Origin of the sequence: Lacrimispora sp. (assembly GCF_036758025.1) — a bacterium.
Taxonomy (GTDB): Bacteria; Bacillota; Clostridia; order Lachnospirales; family Lachnospiraceae; genus Lacrimispora.
Genome location: NZ_DAIOXM010000014.1, coordinates 52,942 through 70,453, shown reverse-complemented (window position 1 = coordinate 70,453; position 17,512 = coordinate 52,942). Strand labels below are relative to the sequence as shown.

Annotated in this window: 16 protein-coding genes; 15 read left to right on the top strand and 1 reads right to left on the bottom strand. The window is 46.1% G+C overall.

Annotation, left to right across the window (positions count from 1 at the left end; all coding sequences use genetic code 11):
* Window positions 1-12 precede the first annotated feature (12 nt).
* Genes V7M78_RS13100 through thiI form a run of 3 tightly spaced genes read left to right on the top strand, consistent with a single transcriptional unit; the run spans window position 13 to window position 3,121 of the window.
* Window positions 13-765 (top strand): 16S rRNA (uracil(1498)-N(3))-methyltransferase, encoded by a 753-nt coding sequence (locus V7M78_RS13100; protein WP_333650227.1) that lies wholly within the window; start codon window positions 13-15, stop codon window positions 763-765.
* Window positions 766-779: 14 nt separating this feature from the next.
* Complete coding sequence (locus V7M78_RS13095; RefSeq protein WP_333650225.1) at window positions 780-1,934, top strand: cysteine desulfurase family protein; 1,155 nt, start codon at window positions 780-782, stop codon at window positions 1,932-1,934.
* Between the two features lie 8 nt (window positions 1,935-1,942).
* Window positions 1,943-3,121 (top strand): tRNA uracil 4-sulfurtransferase ThiI, encoded by a 1,179-nt coding sequence (gene thiI, locus V7M78_RS13090; RefSeq protein ID WP_333650223.1) that lies wholly within the window; start codon window positions 1,943-1,945, stop codon window positions 3,119-3,121.
* A gap of 62 nt (window positions 3,122-3,183) precedes the next feature.
* Here thiI and V7M78_RS13085 read toward each other — a convergent pair whose 3' ends face one another.
* On the bottom strand, window positions 3,184-3,417 hold the full coding sequence (locus V7M78_RS13085; protein ID WP_333650221.1) for an HPr family phosphocarrier protein: 234 nt from the start codon (window positions 3,415-3,417) through the stop codon (window positions 3,184-3,186).
* Window positions 3,418-3,552: 135 nt separating this feature from the next.
* On the opposite strand from V7M78_RS13085, the gene mtaB reads away from it, so the two are divergent.
* From mtaB to era, 12 genes are all read left to right on the top strand, one after another.
* Window positions 3,553-4,875 carry a tRNA (N(6)-L-threonylcarbamoyladenosine(37)-C(2))-methylthiotransferase MtaB gene (gene mtaB, locus V7M78_RS13080; protein WP_333650219.1) on the top strand — a complete coding sequence of 441 codons (1,323 nt, stop codon included), beginning with the start codon at window positions 3,553-3,555 and terminating at the stop codon, window positions 4,873-4,875.
* Between the two features lie 80 nt (window positions 4,876-4,955).
* Window positions 4,956-5,216, top strand: a complete 261-nt coding sequence (locus V7M78_RS13075) for an IreB family regulatory phosphoprotein (RefSeq protein ID WP_333650217.1) — start codon at window positions 4,956-4,958, stop codon at window positions 5,214-5,216.
* A gap of 351 nt (window positions 5,217-5,567) precedes the next feature.
* Complete coding sequence (gene ruvX, locus V7M78_RS13070) at window positions 5,568-5,993, top strand: Holliday junction resolvase RuvX (protein WP_333650215.1); 426 nt, start codon at window positions 5,568-5,570, stop codon at window positions 5,991-5,993.
* Window positions 5,994-6,021: 28 nt separating this feature from the next.
* Entirely contained in the window at window positions 6,022-6,303 is a 282-nt protein-coding gene (locus V7M78_RS13065; protein WP_333650213.1) for a DUF1292 domain-containing protein, read from the top strand.
* Window positions 6,304-6,399: 96 nt separating this feature from the next.
* On the top strand, window positions 6,400-8,067 hold the full coding sequence (locus V7M78_RS13060) for a ribonuclease J (RefSeq protein ID WP_333650211.1): 1,668 nt from the start codon (window positions 6,400-6,402) through the stop codon (window positions 8,065-8,067).
* 24 nt (window positions 8,068-8,091) lie between these two features.
* Entirely contained in the window at window positions 8,092-8,487 is a 396-nt protein-coding gene (locus tag V7M78_RS13055; protein ID WP_333650209.1) for an aminodeoxychorismate lyase, read from the top strand.
* The gene (locus V7M78_RS13050; RefSeq protein ID WP_333650207.1) at window positions 8,484-9,134 is read left to right on the top strand and encodes an O-methyltransferase; all 651 of its coding nucleotides are present in this window, start codon (window positions 8,484-8,486) and stop codon (window positions 9,132-9,134) included. Before V7M78_RS13055 ends, V7M78_RS13050 begins: the two co-directional genes overlap by 4 nt.
* 21 nt (window positions 9,135-9,155) lie before the next feature.
* Window positions 9,156-10,391, top strand: coding sequence for a peptidase U32 family protein (locus V7M78_RS13045; RefSeq protein WP_333650205.1), 1,236 nt, complete (start codon window positions 9,156-9,158; stop codon window positions 10,389-10,391).
* A 172-nt stretch (window positions 10,392-10,563) separates the two neighbouring features.
* Window positions 10,564-12,627 (top strand): methyl-accepting chemotaxis protein, encoded by a 2,064-nt coding sequence (locus V7M78_RS13040; RefSeq protein WP_333650203.1) that lies wholly within the window; start codon window positions 10,564-10,566, stop codon window positions 12,625-12,627.
* Window positions 12,628-12,796: 169 nt separating this feature from the next.
* Window positions 12,797-13,621, top strand: coding sequence for a YdcF family protein (locus V7M78_RS13035; protein ID WP_333650201.1), 825 nt, complete (start codon window positions 12,797-12,799; stop codon window positions 13,619-13,621).
* Between the two features lie 37 nt (window positions 13,622-13,658).
* On the top strand, window positions 13,659-16,583 hold the full coding sequence (locus tag V7M78_RS13030; RefSeq protein ID WP_333650199.1) for an insulinase family protein: 2,925 nt from the start codon (window positions 13,659-13,661) through the stop codon (window positions 16,581-16,583).
* A 17-nt stretch (window positions 16,584-16,600) separates the two neighbouring features.
* On the top strand, window positions 16,601-17,506 hold the full coding sequence (gene era / locus V7M78_RS13025; RefSeq protein ID WP_333650197.1) for a GTPase Era: 906 nt from the start codon (window positions 16,601-16,603) through the stop codon (window positions 17,504-17,506).
* Window positions 17,507-17,512 lie beyond the last annotated feature (6 nt).

Sequence of the window (17,512 nt, the reverse complement as noted above, 5' to 3'; positions counted from 1 at the left end):
AAGAGGCAGAACATGTACCACTTTTTTGTGAACCAGGATCAGGTGGGAGAGGAAACCATATCCATCACCGGACCGGATGTGAACCACATGAAAAATGTACTGCGCATGGGCGCAGGGGAAGAAATTTTAGTCAGCAATGGGGTGGACAAGGATTATTTATGTGAAACCGTGTCCGTTTCTTCAGAAGAGGTGCTGGCAAAGATTCTTTCGGTTACAGAGGGAGGCACAGAACTTCCCGCCAGGCTTTATTTATTCCAGGGACTTCCTAAAAGCGATAAAATGGAACTGATCATCCAGAAGGCAGTGGAGCTTGGAGTATATGAGATCATTCCCGTGGAGACAAAGCGGACTGTGGTGAAGCTGGATAAAAAGAAGGAAGAGTCAAAGCTTAAGCGGTGGCAGGCTGTTTCGGAAAGTGCTGCCAAGCAGTCGAAACGGCTGATCATTCCAAAGGTATCAGGCGTCATGACTTTCCGTCAGGCTCTGGAGTTTTCTGAGAAGGAACTGGACAGGACTGTGATTCCATTTGAACATGCGGGCAACATGAGGGCAACCAGGGAGATTTTAAAGGAAATTGAACCGGGAATGAGCGCCGGAATCTTCATTGGGCCGGAAGGCGGGTTTGAGGATTCTGAGGTGGAGCTTGCAAAGGCTCATGGTGCAAAGCCCATTACATTAGGAAAACGGATATTGAGGACGGAAACAGCGGGACTTGCCCTGCTGTCTGTTCTGTCTTTTCAGCTGGAGCCGTCTGAGACGGAATAAAAGAGAGGTCAGATATGGAAGTTTATTTTGATAATTCGGCCACTACCAGAGTGCTGGAGCCGGTCAGGGACTTGATGGTAAAGGTGATGATGGAGGATTACGGCAATCCTTCGGCCAAGCATAAAAAGGGCATGGAGGCGGAGCAGTATATAAAGGAAGCGGCGGAGATCATAGCCGGAACCTTAAAGGTGGCTCCAAAGGAAATCCTTTTTACCTCAGGAGGTTCGGAATCCAACAATATGGCCCTGATTGAAACGGCCATGGCTAATAAAAGAGCCGGAAATCACATCATCAGCACAGGGATTGAACACGCTTCCGTTTATAATCCGCTGGCATTTTTAGAAGAACAGGGCTTTTCCGTTACCTATCTGACCGTGGATGAAAAAGGCCATATCAGTCTGGAAGAGCTGGAGGCGGCCATAAGGCCTGAGACTATTCTGGTTTCCATCATGTATGTAAATAACGAGATCGGAGCCATAGAACCGGTAGAGGCCATTGCAAAAGTAATAAAAAAGAAGAATCCGGCCATCCTGTTTCATGTGGATGCCATTCAGGCTTATGGAAAGCTGGCCATCCGGCCAAAGCGCCAGGGAATCGACCTTTTGTCTGCCAGTGCCCATAAGTTTCATGGACCCAAAGGGGTGGGCTTTTTATACATTGACCAGAGGGTGAAAATCAAGCCTTTGATTTACGGAGGAGGCCAGCAAAGAGGACTGCGTTCCGGTACGGAAAATGTTCCCGGCATTGCAGCTATGGGAGAAGCGGCTAAAATCATATATACGGATCACGGGCAAAAGATAAAGGCTCTTGCTTCCTTAAAAGATTATATGATTGACAGGCTTTCGGAAATTGACGGGGTGACGGTGAACAGCCTTCCCGGCCATCAGTCGGCGCCTCAGATCGTCAGTGCCAGCTTTGCGGGGGCCAGAAGCGAGGTGCTTTTGCATGCTCTGGAAGACAAGGGAGTTTATGTGTCTTCAGGCTCTGCCTGCTCCTCCAATCACCCGGCTGTCAGCGGAACCTTAAAGGGAATCGGGGTCAAACCGGAACTTTTGGACTCTACCCTGCGGTTTAGTTTTGGAATTAGTAATACAAAAGAAGAGATTGATTACTGTATTGATATGTTAAAAGAACTTCTTCCGGTTTTACGGAGGTATCAGAGAGGATAGGATTACTCATGCAATATAAATCATTTTTAATTAAGTATGCGGAGATCGGTGTCAAGGGAAAGAACCGGTATCTGTTTGAGGATGCTTTGGTGGCCCAGATCCGCCATTCTTTAAAGAAGGTGGATGGGGACTTTGTGGTTTCCAAGGAGTCAGGACGTATTTATGCTTCGGCAGAGTCAGATTATGATTTCGACGAGGTTATTGAAGCCCTGCAGTGTGTGTTCGGCATTGCCGCCATCTGTCCCATGGTTCAGGTGGAGGATAATGGATATGAGGATTTAAAGGAACAGGTTTTAGCTTATGTTGATGAAGTTTATGAGGATAAGAACTTTACCTTTAAGGTCAACGCCAGAAGGGGAAATAAAAGGTATCCGGTGAATTCAGAACAGATCAACCGGGACTTGGGAGAGGTGATTTTAAACCGTTTTCCTGAGACAAAGGTAGATGTTCATAAGCCAGAGGTAATGCTTCACGTGGAAGTCAGAAACAAAATCAATATTTATTCCCGCATTATCCCAGGTCCGGGCGGTATGCCGGTGGGAACTAACGGAAAGGCCATGCTTTTGCTGTCCGGCGGAATTGACAGCCCGGTGGCAGGATATATGATTGCAAAGAGAGGCGTTAAGATTGACGCTGTTTACTTCCATGCACCGCCTTATACCAGTGACAGGGCAAAGCAGAAGGTAGTGGACTTAGCAAAGCTGGTTTCCAGGTATTCCGGCCCCATTCATCTTCATATTGTTAACTTTACGGATATTCAGTTGTATATTTACGATAAATGCCCTCATGAGGAGCTCACTATCATTATGAGAAGATACATGATGCGGATTGCAGAGCGTCTTTCTCAGGACAGCGGAGCCATGGCTCTGATTACGGGAGAGAGCATCGGACAGGTGGCTTCCCAGACCATGCAGTCTCTGGCAGCTACCGATGCAGCCTGCACCATGCCTGTATTCCGTCCGGTTATTGGATTTGATAAGCAGGAGATTGTGGATTTGTCGGAAAAGATCGGCACTTATGAAACCTCTGTTCTACCTTTTGAGGACTGCTGTACCATCTTCGTGGCAAAGCATCCGGTTACAAAGCCGAATATTAAGATGATTGAGCGTTCTGAGGAAAGTTTACAGGAAAAGATCGACGAATTGGTGGAGACAGCCATAGCTACTGTAGAAAAGGTCTGGTGTTAAGAAATAAAAAAAGGGGCTCGGCGCTTTCAAACGCCGGGCCCCGGAAAACACGTAAGGAAGCTTTAGTCTACGATGTATGGAGACAATACACTGATGATCTCATCAGCATTGTTCTCAGAGTGAATGTTTAAATCAATGGGCTTGGATAAATCTAAGCTGAAGATGCCCATAATGGACTTTGCATCAATCACATATCTTCCGGAAACCAGATCAAAGTCAGCGTCGAATTTTGTCAAGTCATTAACAAAGGATTTAACTTTGTCGATGGAATTTAAAGAGATACGAATTGTTTTCATGTAAAAACCCTCCTTAGGTGAACTTATTTTAGTCAGGGAACCGCCCCTTATTTCCTCTATACTACTGAGATATTGGGCAAAAGTCAATGGTAATTTTACATGAAAATAAACAATTATTCAGATAGGAGATATACAATGAGAAAGGCAGCTCTGCATAATCTTGGATGCAAGGTGAATTCATACGAGACAGAGGCCATGCAGCAGCTTCTGGAAAATGCCGGATATGAAATTGTTCCCTTTACAGAAGGGGCTGATGTTTATATCATCAACACCTGTTCCGTAACCAATATTGCGGACCGGAAGTCCAGACAGATGCTTCACAGGGCAAAGAAAATGAACCCCAATGCAGTAGTGGTTGCAGCAGGGTGCTATGTCCAGGCAGCAGGGGAAGAACTGAAAAAAGATGAGGCAGTGGATCTGGTAGTAGGCAACAACAAAAAGACGGAGCTGGTTTCTATTTTAGAGGAGTATTTTGCCTGCACAGGGGAAATGGAGGAACTGGAAACCGTCATTGATATCAATGATACGAGAGAGTATGAAAATCTTTCCATTGACCGGATTGCAGACCATACCAGGGCATTTATCAAGGTTCAGGACGGCTGTAACCAGTTTTGCAGTTACTGCATCATTCCTTATACAAGAGGCCGGGTGAGAAGCCGGAAGCCCGGTGAGGTAGTGGAGGAAATTAAGCGTCTTACTGCATCCGGTTTTCAAGAGGTGGTTCTTACGGGAATCCACTTAAGCTCCTATGGAAAGGATTTTCCGGAGGGAGAAAGGCTTTCCCTTTTGGACTTGATTCAGGCCATTCATGAGGTGGAAGGGTTAAAGAGGATTCGTTTAGGGTCTTTGGAGCCCAGAATCGTGACTGAGGAATTCGCCCAGGCTCTTGCACAGCTTCCAAAGATGTGCCCTCACTTTCATCTATCCCTTCAGAGCGGATGTGATGCCACTTTAAAGCGGATGAACCGCCGTTATAATACAGAGGAGTATTTGGAATGCTGCCGCGTACTGCGCAGGGCATTTCACAACCCGGCCATTACCACAGATGTGATCGTGGGATTTCCGGGAGAGACAAAAGAAGAATTTGAAGAAACCAGAAAATACTTGGAGAGCATCTGTTTTTACGAAATGCATGTTTTTAAATATTCCAGAAGAAATGGAACCAAGGCGGCAGATATGCCGGATCAGGTTGAGGAGTCTGTCAAGGCAGAACGCAGCAATATACTTCTGGGACTGGAAAAGGAAATGTCCTTAGAATATAGGAAATCCTTTTTAGGTACAGAAGCCGAGGTGCTTATGGAAGAGGAATTCCAGTGGGCTGGAAAGAGTTATATGATCGGTCACACCATGGAATATGTAAAGGCGGCAGTTCCTTTTGAAGAGGGCTTAAAGGGCCGGATGGTAAAGGGAATTGTGACGGAAATGCTTAATGATGAAGTCCTGTTTTTAAAACCTTAATGGACAAAATTTATTTTAGTCTTGCCGAATTTGCAATTTTGGTTTAGAATATAGGAGAACAGTTAAAGGACGTGAGAAACATGAGTGATATTCATAATACACAATTTTTCAAAGCAGTACAGGAAAATAAGATGGACGTAAGCCAGGTTCTGGAGCAGGTATATATTGCCCTCACGGAGAAGGGGTATAATCCTGTTAATCAGATCGTGGGTTATATTATGTCAGGAGATCCTACTTATATTACCAGCCATAAGAATGCCAGAAGTCTTATCATGAAAGTAGAACGGGATGAGATTTTAGAGGAGCTTATGGGGGTATATATCGATACGATGTTAAAGTAAGATTGTGGATAATCTTAGGTCTAGCTGTCAGACAAAGTGAAGAGACGGAGTCTGGCAGTTTGTCTTTAATTAGACATGCAGAAATGTTTGTGGGATTTCAGTGTGTGAGCTTGCTCACAAAGCTGAAATCATACAAATATTTCTATAGGGCGAATGCCCGTCATTGATAATTTGGCTACGCCAAATTATCAATGGCATGTCGGACGGATGCCAACAACAAAAAGCTGGCTCCATCCATTACACTGAAATGCCGTGTTCTAACTAGTTGGTTCCAAACCAACTTTATTTTGCTGCGCAAACACGGAAAAACACGGACAAACATGAACAAACACGCACAACCGGAGGACATTTATGAGAATCATGGGACTGGATTTCGGTTCTAAAACTGTGGGAGTTGCAGTTTCCGACCTATTGGGAATAACGGCCCAGGGAGTGGAAACCATTACACGAGAAGATGAAAACAAACTGAGAAAAACCTGCGCCAGAATCGAAGAACTGATTCAGGAATATGAGATTGAAACCATTGTTTTGGGTTATCCTAAGAATATGAATAACTCGGCAGGTGACCGGGCAGAAAAAACGGAACAGTTTAAGGAAATGCTGGAGCGGCGCACAAAGCTTCCGGTAGTACTTTGGGATGAAAGACTGACCACCATAGCCTCAGAACGAATTCTGCAGGAAAGCGGTGTGAGGCGCGAAAACAGGAAGGCAGTCATTGACAAAGTGGCAGCAGGTTTGATTCTGCAGGGCTACTTAGACAGCTTAGGGCGGAGCTAGAAGGCTTGCCCATAACAGGAGAAATCAAATGAGCAGTGAAGAGAAGAAAATCACCCTGACAACAGAAGACGGGGAAGCTGTGGATTTTTACGTTCTGGAAGAGACCAGAATCAGCAACATGAACTATCTGCTGGTAACAGATGCGGCAGATGAAGACGAAGATGGAGAATGTTACATCTTGAAAGATTTGTCAAAGCAGGAGGATTCTGAAGCTTTGTATGAATTTGTAGAGGATGATAACGAGATAGATTATTTATTTAAGATATTTTCTGAACTGCTTGACGGTGCGGACGTGGGAATTGAAAAGTGATTATGGTAAGTGACAAGAGACTGTTAAATGGAACAGGAAATACCATGAAACAATGGAGAGGAGCAGGACGGAAAATTACAACATGGAGGTAAAATATTGAAAAAACAAGACAGTAACGCAAAAGTTAAAATCATTCCTTTAGGAGGAATGGAGCAGATTGGTATGAATATCACTGCTTTTGAATCGGAAGACAGCATAATCGTGGTGGACTGCGGACTGGCATTCCCCACCGATGACATGCTTGGAATTGACTTAGTCATACCGGACGTATCTTACTTAAAACAGAACATCCACAAGGTAAAGGGCTTTGTCATCACCCATGGGCACGAGGATCACATCGGCGCTCTTCCTTATATTTTAAAGGAAATCAATGTGCCGGTATACGGAACAAAACTGACCATTGCCCTGATTGAAAATAAATTAAAAGAGCACGGCTTACTGAAAAATACAAAGAGAAAGGTGATCAAGCACGGACAGTCCATTAACTTAGGCTGCTTCCGCATTGAGTTCATCAAAACAAACCACAGTATTGCCGATGCTTCCGCCCTTGCCATCTTCTCACCGGCAGGCGTAATCCTTCATACAGGCGACTTTAAGATCGACTATACTCCTGTATTCGGAGAGCCGGCTGATTTGGAGCGGTTTGCAGAACTGGGTAAAAAAGGCGTTCTGGCTATGATGTGTGACAGTACCAATGCCACCAGAGCCGGATTTACACCTTCGGAAAAGACGGTGGGAAAGACCTTTGACAACATTTTTGCAGAGCATAAGAACAACCGGATTATTGTGGCTACCTTTGCTTCCAACGTGGACCGGGTGCAGCAGGTTATTAACTCAGCCGCCAAGTACGGCCGCAAGGTGGTAGTGGAAGGCCGAAGCATGGTCAATGTCATCGGTACGGCAAGTGAACTGGGCTACATCAATATTCCCGATGGAACCTTAATTGAAATCGACCAGTTGAAAAATTATCCCGATGAGCAGACTGTGCTCATCACAACCGGAAGCCAGGGAGAATCCATGGCAGCCCTTTCCCGTATGGCGGGAAGCACCCACAAAAAGGTTTCCATTAAGCCAACCGACGTGATTATTTTAAGCTCTCACCCCATTCCCGGAAATGAAAAAGCCGTTTCCAAGGTTATCAACGAGCTTTCCAGGAAGGGTGCAGAGGTGATCTGTGAGGACACCCACGTATCAGGACATGCCTGTCAGGAAGAAATCAAGCTGATGTATGCTCTGGTTCGTCCGAAATACGCCATTCCTGTTCACGGAGAGTACCGTCACATCATGGCTCAGAAAAATTTGGTTCAGGCCATGGGATTTGCCAAGGAAAATGTGATCGTCATGTCCTCAGGAGACGTGGTAGAGCTGGGACAGGAGTCCTGGAAGACCGTGGACCACGTTCAGTCAGGCGGAATTCTGGTGGATGGCCTGGGTGTCGGAGATGTAGGAAATATCGTTTTAAGAGACAGACAGAATTTAGCACAGAACGGAATTATCGTGGTGGTTCTGACTCTGGAAAAATACTCCAACCAGCTTTTGGCAGGACCGGATATTGTATCCAGAGGATTTGTCTATGTCCGTGAGTCAGAGGATCTGATGGAGGAGGCCAGAAATGTGGTCAATGACGCTGTCAATGACTGCCTGGAACGCCACGTCAATGACTGGGGCAAGATCAAGAACATCATCAGAGACAGCTTAAGCGACTTTTTATGGAAGCGCATGAAGCGCAATCCTATGATTCTGCCGATAATTATGGAAGTATAAAGACCAGCAATGGGGGAAAAGGATATGAGCCGGAGAACGAAAGAGATCAACAAAATAGTGGGAGTGGTTATCGCCATTTCAAGCCGGCTCATTCTCCTGGCCCTGGTGGCGGTTCTGCTGTATGAAGGCGCTGTCAGGGGATATGCTTTTGGACATGATATATTTTACGCCTCTTCTGCGGAGGCGGCGCCGGGACGGGATAAGAACGTGACCGTAAACGGCGGCATTTCCGCATTTCAGGCTGCAAAGATATTAAAAGAAAACGGCCTCATTGACAACGAATATTCCTTTGTCATACAGGCTGAGTTTTTCGGATATAAGGTAAATCCAGGAAATTACACCTTGAACACTTCCATGACTCCCAAGGAGATCCTTCAGGAAATGAATGAAAACAAAGGGGAAGAGGAAGAGAAGAAATGATTGTAAATGACAGGATTACGGATTATATCCGGTCTTTGGAAAGGGACAGGAGTCCCCTTCTGGGAGAAATCGGAAAGGCAGCCAGACAGAACAAAGTTCCGGTCATAAGAGAGGAAACAGCGGCTTTTTTACAGACCATGACAGTCTCAGTCAGGCCGAAAGCCATTTTAGAAGTGGGGACGGCAGTGGGCTATTCGGCCCTTTTGATGGCAGAGGTAATGCCTTGTGACTGTCACATCACCACCATAGAAAAATATGAAAAAAGGATTCCCGAAGCCAGAAGAAACTTTGAAAAGGCCGGGGAGACAGACCGGATCACCTTGCTAGAGGGCGATGCCCAGGAAATCCTGGAGGGGCTTACCGGCCCCTTTGACCTTGTCTTTTTAGACGCGGCTAAGGGGCAGTATCTGATCTGGCTTCCCCGGCTTTTGGAGCTTATGAGGCCGGGAGGAATGCTGATTTCTGACAATGTGCTTCAGGATGGGGATATTATTGAGTCCCGGTATGGGGTGGAACGCCGAAACAGGACCATTCACACCAGGATGAGGGAGTACTTATATGAGCTGAAACACTCAGAACGTCTTATGACCTCCATCGTTCCCATCGGAGACGGCATTGCAGTCAGCATTCTGATACCATCTGATTGATAAAAGCAAGAAAGGATTTACATGAGAAAGACCGAACTTTTGATTCCAGCAGGCAGCTTAGAGGTATTAAAAACAGCAGTGATTTACGGTGCTGACGCTGTCTACATCGGAGGAGAAGCCTTTGGCCTCCGGGCCAAGGCCAAGAATTTTACAAATGAAGAGATCCGGGAAGGTATTGATTTTGCCCATGAAAGAGGGGTGAAGGTCTATATTACGGCCAACATTCTGGCTCATAATGACGACCTGCCCGGAGTTGAGGAATATTTTAAAGAATTAAAAGAAATAAATCCTGATGCCCTGATCATTTCCGATCCAGGCGTTTTTGCCATTGCAAAGCGGATTCTTCCTGATATGGAGCTTCACATCAGCACCCAGGCCAACAACACCAACTACGGAACTTATCTGTTCTGGCACCAGCTTGGGGCCAGACGGGTGGTTTCTGCCAGAGAGCTTTCCCTGGCGGAAATCAAGGAAATCCGCAGCCAAATTCCTGAGGATATGGAAATTGAAAGCTTTATTCACGGAGCCATGTGCATGTCTTATTCAGGCCGCTGTCTGCTGAGTAACTTTATGACAGGAAAGGATGCCAACCAGGGGGCCTGCACCCATCCCTGCCGCTGGAAATACTCCATTGTGGAGGAAAAGAGGCCCGGCGAATACATGCCTGTTTATGAAAATGAGCGGGGAACTTATATCTTTAATTCCAAGGATTTATGCATGATTGAATATATCCCGGAAATGATGGATGCCGGAATCGACAGCTTTAAGATAGAGGGGCGGATGAAAACTGCCTTGTATGTGGCTACCGTAGCCAGAACCTATCGGAAAGCAATTGATGACTACAATAAGGATCCGGAAATCTATAAGGCCAACATGGAGTGGTACCGGTCAGAAATCGGCAAGTGTACCTACCGGGAATTTACCACAGGCTTTTATTTTGGTAAGGCCGATTCCTCTGCCCAGATTTATGACAACAATACTTATGTAAAAAACTATACTTATCTGGGAACTGTGGAGCGGATCGATGAAAGAGGCTTTGCCCTGATTGAGCAGAAAAATAAGTTTTCCATCGGTGAGACCATTGAAGTCATGAAGCCTGACGGACGGAATCTGGCGGCTGTTGTAAAGGCCATTTACAATGAGGAAGGAGCGCTTCAGGAAAGCGCACCCCATTCCAGACAGATTCTTTACGTGGATTTAGAGGCGGAGATGGAGCAGTATGATATTCTGCGCCGCAGTGAAGTGGAAGAAAATTAAAAACAGCAATGCCTGAATTCCGGTAAGTAACCTGGATTCAGGCATTTTTTTTAATAAATTTCCTTTGATTATAAAGGGGAAAATCGGTTTGACATTTTATACCTCTGGGGTATAATGAAGAAAAGAGTTCCTGCTATATTGTGAAAAAACATCATGAAAAAGGGGAATACATATGAAGAGAATCGAAAAGGATCGTGTTTCAGGAGTGAAGTCAATTCGTTACCAGGTTTTGCGGGTTCTGCTTCCCATTGTGCTGGCCGGAATGGTTCTTCTGTCATTTTTAGGCTACAATACCGCCAGACAGGTCATCCAGGACAAAACCGACAGAGAGATGGAACTGAATCTTTCTTCCGCTGTGGCAGTCATTGAAAAATCTCTTTCCCAGAACCGTATGGTTGCAGAAGGGCTGGCGCGGGCAGTGGAGGCCAATGAGGACATGGATGCAGCAAACTACCGCAAGCTTCTTCCTTCCATGGTAGGATCAAATGATGAAACCTTTGGAGGCGGCGTGTGGTTTGAGCCCTATGCCCACAATCCCAGGGAGCAGTATTTTTCTCCCTACTGTATGCGGGAAAACGGAAGTATCAGCTACGTGGACAACTATTCTCTGGGAGACGGAGTTTATTATACGGACCAGGACTGGTACACCAATGTGGTAAACACCGCTGAGAAAACCGTCTGGAGCGCTCCCTACTACGATGAATTTGCCAAGATTTCCATGGTAACGGCCTCCTCCCCCTTTTATGATAATTCCGGAAAGTTTAAGGGAGTTGCCACGGCTGACATTGATTTGACAGATATGCAGAAGATGATTCTCGGTCTGCAGTCCCAAGAAGAGGAACAGGTTTTTCTTCTGGATACCAGCGGAACGTATATCGCAGATGACGACAGCTCCAAGCTTCTTAAAGTAAACATCACCCAGGAGGGCAACGGGTCCCTGGCTGCCCTTGGAAATACCATCCTTGCCAATAAAAGCGGAAGAGGAACCTTTGAAGAAAACGGACAGAAATATCTGGTGTGGTATACCCAGGTTCCGGAATCCGGCTGGATTCTGGCATTTGCTGGAACGGAAGACCATTTATTCGGAAGCGTGGATGCGCTGGCTGAGGCCCTGGTCATTCTCTGTATTGTCCTGGCCCTGTTGGTCAGCATAATCCTTACTTACTCCATACATAAACGGGTTGTCAGGCCCTTAAAACACCTTGCAGATGTGACGAGGAGCATTGCAGACGGCGATCTTTCCGTCAACATCGAGCACAGGCTGAAAAATGAAATCGGGGTAGTCTTTGACTCCGTCAAAAGGACCACGGAGCGGCTTCACGATTACGTGGATTACATCGATGAGCTTTCCGGTGTTTTGAATCAGATTTCAGTTGGAAATCTGGATTATGAGCTCCACCTTCATTATGTGGGAGAATTTGAAAAGCTAAAGACCTCCCTGGAGCATATCCGGGAGTCCATGACAGCCACCTTATCTGCCATCCGGGTATCTTCCGATCAGGTGAATACCGGGGCTGCCCAGGTTTCCGACGGAGCCCAGGCCCTTGCAGCAGGTGCCTCAGAGCAGGCGGCAACCATGGAAGAATTAAGCGCCTCTGTTGCCAACATATCCCGGCAGTCAGAGGAGAATGCCGGGAGCGTTACCAAGGCTATGGAATATGTGGAAGAGGCCGGAAAAGGTGTATCGGCGGGCAATGAATTCATGGAGCGTCTTAACCAGGCCATGAAGGAAATCGGAGAATCCTCTCAGGAGATATCAAAAATCACAAAGCTTGTGGAGGACATTGCCTTCCAGACCAATATTCTGGCTTTAAATGCGGCTGTAGAGGCAGCCCGGGCAGGAGAGGCAGGAAAGGGCTTTGCAGTGGTGGCAGATGAAGTGAGATCTCTTGCAGCAAAGTCTGCGGAAGCTGCCAAGCAGACCGCTGATTTAATCCAAAAATCCACAGCCTCCGTGTCTGAAGGGGAACGGCTGGCGGATGAAACATCAAAGATTTTAGCTGATGTTTCAGAAAAATCCAGACTGGCGGATCAGATGATCGGCGAGATCAGGCAGGCTTCCTTCCAGCAGGCAGAGGCCATAGACCAGATCAATATGGGGCTGTCACAAGTGTCCTCCGTGGTGCAGACTAATGCAGCCACTGCCGAGGAAAGCTCGGCTGCCGGTGAGGAACTGGCCGCACAGTCCCAGATTCTGAAGGAGGAAGTGAGAAGATTCAGGCTTAAAAATCGTTAAGGCAAAAGGCTGTTGTAAAAAGCAGATCAGATACTGATTTTCTTTTTGCAGCAGCCCTTTTTTCTCTTATGTTACTCCATGTTGTAGAAATTGCCATATTGTGGTATGCTATAAAAGGTTATACCCGGAAGCTTTCCGGGTTTAGAACGTGCAAAACGGAGGATGGAATATGACATGGATATTATGGCTGGCTGCTGTCATCTGCGTTATTTATTATGCTGTGATCACAGCATATTCGGGCCTGACCACCACCATGTCCTTCATATGGCTTGTATTTGCGGCTCTTAGCATGGCTTTGGCAGTGGGCTGGGAAGCCTATATGAGGCATAAGGACAGGGTTCCTCTATGGCTTCCGGTATCGGTTATTACCATGTGCTGTACCGGGATTCTGGTATTTGTGACGGTGGAAGTTCTGATCTTTACGGGAGTGACGGCCCGGGATGCCGCCAATCTGGACTATGTTATTGTGCTGGGAGCCAGGGTGAAGGAAACAGGACTGAGCAAATCCTTAAAAAACCGCCTGGATAAGGCCATTGAGTATGTGGAAGAAAATCCTGATGTGATTCTGGTTCTTTCAGGAGGCCAGGGAGCTGATGAGCCTGTCAGCGAAGCATCAGCTATGAGGGATTATCTGGTATATAACGGAATCAGGGAGGAACAGTTGGTTTTAGAGACCCGTTCCACCAGTACGGTTGAAAATATTGCTTACAGCAGGGTGGCCATTGAAGAGGACTTGGAGAAGCGGAAAGAGCACCGCAGGAGAAATCCTATTTTCATGGAACCGGGGACCTTTGCCGAGGTGCCTGATAAGCCGGTGAGGATTGGCATTCTGACCAGCGATTTTCATGTGTTCCGTGCACAGCAGATTGCAAAAAAATGGGGAATTCCAGATGCTTCCGGCATTGCCTGCAGCTCAGACCCCATTCTTTTCGTTCACTTTTGCATAAGAGAGTGCGCGGCTATATTAAAAGACAAATTAGTGGGTAATATGTAAATAATACCTAACAATCAGCAGGAGGAAATCATATAGGATGAATCAATTAAAAAATCTTGCAGCCTATGAGGTTGTGGAAGAAAAAAGAATCAAAGAAATCAACGGAGACGGATGTGTGCTCCGCCACAAAAAGAGCGGAGCCAGGATTTTTATCATATCCTGTGAAGATGAAAACAAAGTATTTTCCATTGGGTTTCGCACCCCTCCGGCAGACAGCACAGGTGTGGCTCATATTCTGGAGCACAGCGTTTTGTGCGGCTCGGAGAAGTTTCCCATCAAGGATCCGTTTGTGGAGTTGGTAAAGGGGTCTTTAAATACTTTTTTAAATGCAATGACCTATCCCGATAAAACCGTTTATCCGGTGGCAAGCTGCAATGAAAAAGATTTTCAGAATTTAATGAATGTGTATATGGATGCGGTGCTTCATCCCAATATTTACCGGGAGCCTAAGATTTTTATGCAGGAGGGCTGGCATTATGAGCTGGAAACTCCTGAATCTGATCTGATTTACAATGGTGTGGTATATAATGAGATGAAGGGGGCTTTTTCCTCTCCGGAAGAGGTATTAGACCGCTGTACCAGAAAGGTTTTATTCCCGGATAACTGCTATGGACATGAATCAGGAGGAGATCCTGCCTTTATTCCGGATTTGACCTACGAGGATTTTCTGAATTTCCATAAGAAGTATTACCATCCTTCCAACAGTTATATTTATCTCTACGGGGATATGGATATGGAGGAAAAACTGACATGGCTTGATAAAGAGTATTTGAGCCATTATGAGGAAATTGCGTTGACTTCCGCCATTGGCAGGCAGAAGCCTTTTGAAAATCCCGTTACAGAGGAAACCTCCTATTCTATTACAGAGGGACAGTCAGAAGACCACGCCACCTACCTATCCATTCATACGGTGGTGGATTCGGATTTGGACCCAAGGCTATACGTGGCATTCCAGATTCTGGAATACACCCTTTTGGATGCGCCGGGAGCGCCTTTGAAGCAGGCTCTCATTGATGCGGGAATCGGCCAGGATGTGCTGGGCGGATATGAAAGCGGTATTTTACAGCCTTACTTTTCCGTCATTGCAAAAAATGCAGAAAAGGACCAGAAGGGCGAGTTCCTTGCGGTTGTAAAGGGAGTTTTAAGAAAACTGGCAGACGAGGGAATCAACAAGAAAAGCCTGAAAGCAGGAATGAACTATTATGAATTCCGTTACAGAGAGGCGGATTACGGCTCTGCGCCAAAGGGGCTGATGTACGGACTTCAGTGTATGGACAGCTGGCTTTACGGCGGAGATCCTATGATGCATCTGGAATACCAGGAAACCTTTGACTATTTGAAAAAAGTGGTGGATGAAGGGTATTTTGAACAGTTGATCCGGGATTATCTTCTGGATAATCCTTTTGAGGCCGTTATCACCGTCAGCCCGAAGAAGAACCTGACAGCAAAGGTAGAGGAAGAGGTTGCAAAGAAACTGGCAGCTTATAAGAAATCCCTTTCCGAAGAAGAGATCAAAACTTTGGCAGAGCAGACCAAAGCCTTAAAGGAATACCAGGAAACTCCGTCTCCGCAGGCAGATATGGAAAAGATTCCTATGCTTAAAAGAGAAGATATCAGCAGGGAGCCTGAGGAAATTATATGGGAGAAAAAGGAAGCTCACGGCATTCCTGTTCTCCATCACAATATGTTTACCTCGGGGATCGGATATCTGAAGGTTTTATTTGATATTTCCGTCCTGCCCATGGAAGATATCCCCTATGCAGGATTTTTAAAATCTCTGCTTGGCTATGTCAATACGGAGCATTTCACTTATAGTGACCTGACCAGTGAAATTCATTTAAACAGCGGAGGCGTCAGCTTCAGCGTCACCTCTTATCCTGATTTAAGGAATGAGGGCGAGTTTAAGGGATTTTTCCTGGCAAGTGTCAGAGTGCTGTATGACAAGGTGGACTTCGGCTTTTCCATCCTGTCTGAAATTTTGACCAGATCCATTCTGGACGATGAAAAACGTGTGGCAGAGGTGATCAGCGAGACCCGGTCCAGAGCCAGAATGAGGCTTGAGGGCTCCAGTCATTCAGCGGCAGTGACCAGGGCAGTTTCCTATTTTTCTCCTAACTCTTATTTTAACGATATGACCGGAGGAATCGGATATTATGAATTTTTAGAAAAGCTGGAAACAGAGTATCCGGAAAACAAACAGAAGATCATTGCCAGGCTGAAAGCTGTTGTGGAAAAGCTGTTTACCACCAAAAACATGATGGTCAGCTATACGTCTGATGAGGCGGGATATGAGCTTCTTCCTGATGCAGTAAAGAAGCTGACGGCTGAACTTCCTGAAGGAGACGGAAAGAAGCATCCCTTTGAATTTTCCCCGGAAAACCGGAATGAAGGTTTCTGTACCGCTTCCCAGGTCAACTATGTGGCAAGATGCGGCAGTTTTACAAAGAGCGGCTTTGAATATACAGGAGCTCTTAAAATCTTAAAGGTAATATTAAGCTACGATTATCTGTGGCTCAATTTAAGGGTCAAGGGCGGTGCTTACGGCTGTATGAGCGGCTTCGGACGTTCCGGAGAAGGGTATTTTGCCTCTTACCGCGATCCTAATTTGAAAGAGACCAACCGGGTTTACGATCAGGTGGTGGATTATCTGGAAAGCTTCCAGGTGGAGGACCGGGATATGACCAAATATGTCATCGGCGCCATCAGCGATATGGATGTGCCCTACCCGCCGTCCACAAAGGGCAGCAGGGGCCTTTCCGCTTATCTGTCAGGCGTTGACCGGGATATGATGATAAAAGAGCGGGAAGAGGTGTTAAATGCCTCTCAGGAGGACATCCGGAAACTGGCTCCACTGGTGAAAGCAGTTCTGGGTACAGGAAGCTTCTGCGTGGTGGGCAATGAAGATAAGATAGGAGCAGAAAAGGAACTGTTTGGAGAGACCAAGAATCTGTTCCATTTATAACACGAAGGAGAACCTATATGGAAAACAATTATAAATCAGGCTTTGTTACCCTGATCGGACGCCCCAATGTGGGAAAGTCTACCTTGATGAACTGTCTGATCGGCCAGAAGATTGCCATAACCTCTGATAAGCCTCAGACCACCAGAAACCGGATTCAGACTGTGTATACCGATGAAAGAGGGCAGATCATATTTCTGGATACCCCCGGAATCCACAAGGCGAAGAACAAGCTGGGCGAATATATGGTCAGCGTGGCGGAGCACACCTTAAAAGAAGTGGATGTGGTCTTGTGGCTGGTGGAACCTACCACTTATATCGGAGCAGGGGAGCAGTATATTGCAGAGCAGTTAAGCAAAGTGAAGACGCCGATTATTCTGGTCATCAACAAAATTGACACAGTAAAGAACCAGGATGAGATATTAACATTTATCGATACCTATAAGGACATCTGCCAGTTTGCAGAAATCGTGCCGGTTTCTGCTTTAAAGGCTAAAAATACAGATTTGATGCTGGAGTTGATTTATAAGTATCTTCCTCAGGGTCCCCAGTATTATGATGAAGACACAGTAACAGACCAGCCCATGCGCCAGATTTCTGCAGAGCTGATCCGGGAAAAGGCCCTTCGTCTTTTAAATGATGAAATTCCCCATGGAATAGCGGTGACTGTAGAAAAGATGAAAGAACGGGACAATGGGATGATAGATATAGAAGCAAACATTGTCTGCGAACGGGAATCCCATAAGGGAATTGTTATTGGAAAAGGCGGAGCCATGTTAAAGAAGATCGGAACCTCGGCCCGGAGAGAAATTGAGGCTCTGATGGATGCAAAAGTAAACTTACAGCTTTGGGTCAAGGTACGCAAGGAATGGCGTGACAGTGAGCTGTATATGAAAAATTATGGATATAATAAAAAAGATATCTAAAAGCGG

Bases quoted from the DNA above. Each gene is read 5' to 3' on its own strand.
- V7M78_RS13100 (WP_333650227.1), top strand. From the start codon at position 13: ATGTACCACTTTTTTGTGAACCAGGATCAGGTGGGAGAGGAAACCATA.
- V7M78_RS13095 (WP_333650225.1), top strand. From the start codon at position 780: ATGGAAGTTTATTTTGATAATTCGGCCACTACCAGAGTGCTGGAGCCG.
- thiI (WP_333650223.1), top strand. From the start codon at position 1,943: ATGCAATATAAATCATTTTTAATTAAGTATGCGGAGATCGGTGTCAAG.
- V7M78_RS13085 (WP_333650221.1), bottom strand. From the start codon at position 3,417: ATGAAAACAATTCGTATCTCTTTAAATTCCATCGACAAAGTTAAATCC.
- mtaB (WP_333650219.1), top strand. From the start codon at position 3,553: ATGAGAAAGGCAGCTCTGCATAATCTTGGATGCAAGGTGAATTCATAC.
- V7M78_RS13075 (WP_333650217.1), top strand. From the start codon at position 4,956: ATGAGTGATATTCATAATACACAATTTTTCAAAGCAGTACAGGAAAAT.
- ruvX (WP_333650215.1), top strand. From the start codon at position 5,568: ATGAGAATCATGGGACTGGATTTCGGTTCTAAAACTGTGGGAGTTGCA.
- V7M78_RS13065 (WP_333650213.1), top strand. From the start codon at position 6,022: ATGAGCAGTGAAGAGAAGAAAATCACCCTGACAACAGAAGACGGGGAA.
- V7M78_RS13055 (WP_333650209.1), top strand. From the start codon at position 8,092: ATGAGCCGGAGAACGAAAGAGATCAACAAAATAGTGGGAGTGGTTATC.
- V7M78_RS13050 (WP_333650207.1), top strand. From the start codon at position 8,484: ATGATTGTAAATGACAGGATTACGGATTATATCCGGTCTTTGGAAAGG.
- V7M78_RS13045 (WP_333650205.1), top strand. From the start codon at position 9,156: ATGAGAAAGACCGAACTTTTGATTCCAGCAGGCAGCTTAGAGGTATTA.
- V7M78_RS13040 (WP_333650203.1), top strand. From the start codon at position 10,564: ATGAAGAGAATCGAAAAGGATCGTGTTTCAGGAGTGAAGTCAATTCGT.
- V7M78_RS13035 (WP_333650201.1), top strand. From the start codon at position 12,797: ATGACATGGATATTATGGCTGGCTGCTGTCATCTGCGTTATTTATTAT.
- V7M78_RS13030 (WP_333650199.1), top strand. From the start codon at position 13,659: ATGAATCAATTAAAAAATCTTGCAGCCTATGAGGTTGTGGAAGAAAAA.
- era (WP_333650197.1), top strand. From the start codon at position 16,601: ATGGAAAACAATTATAAATCAGGCTTTGTTACCCTGATCGGACGCCCC.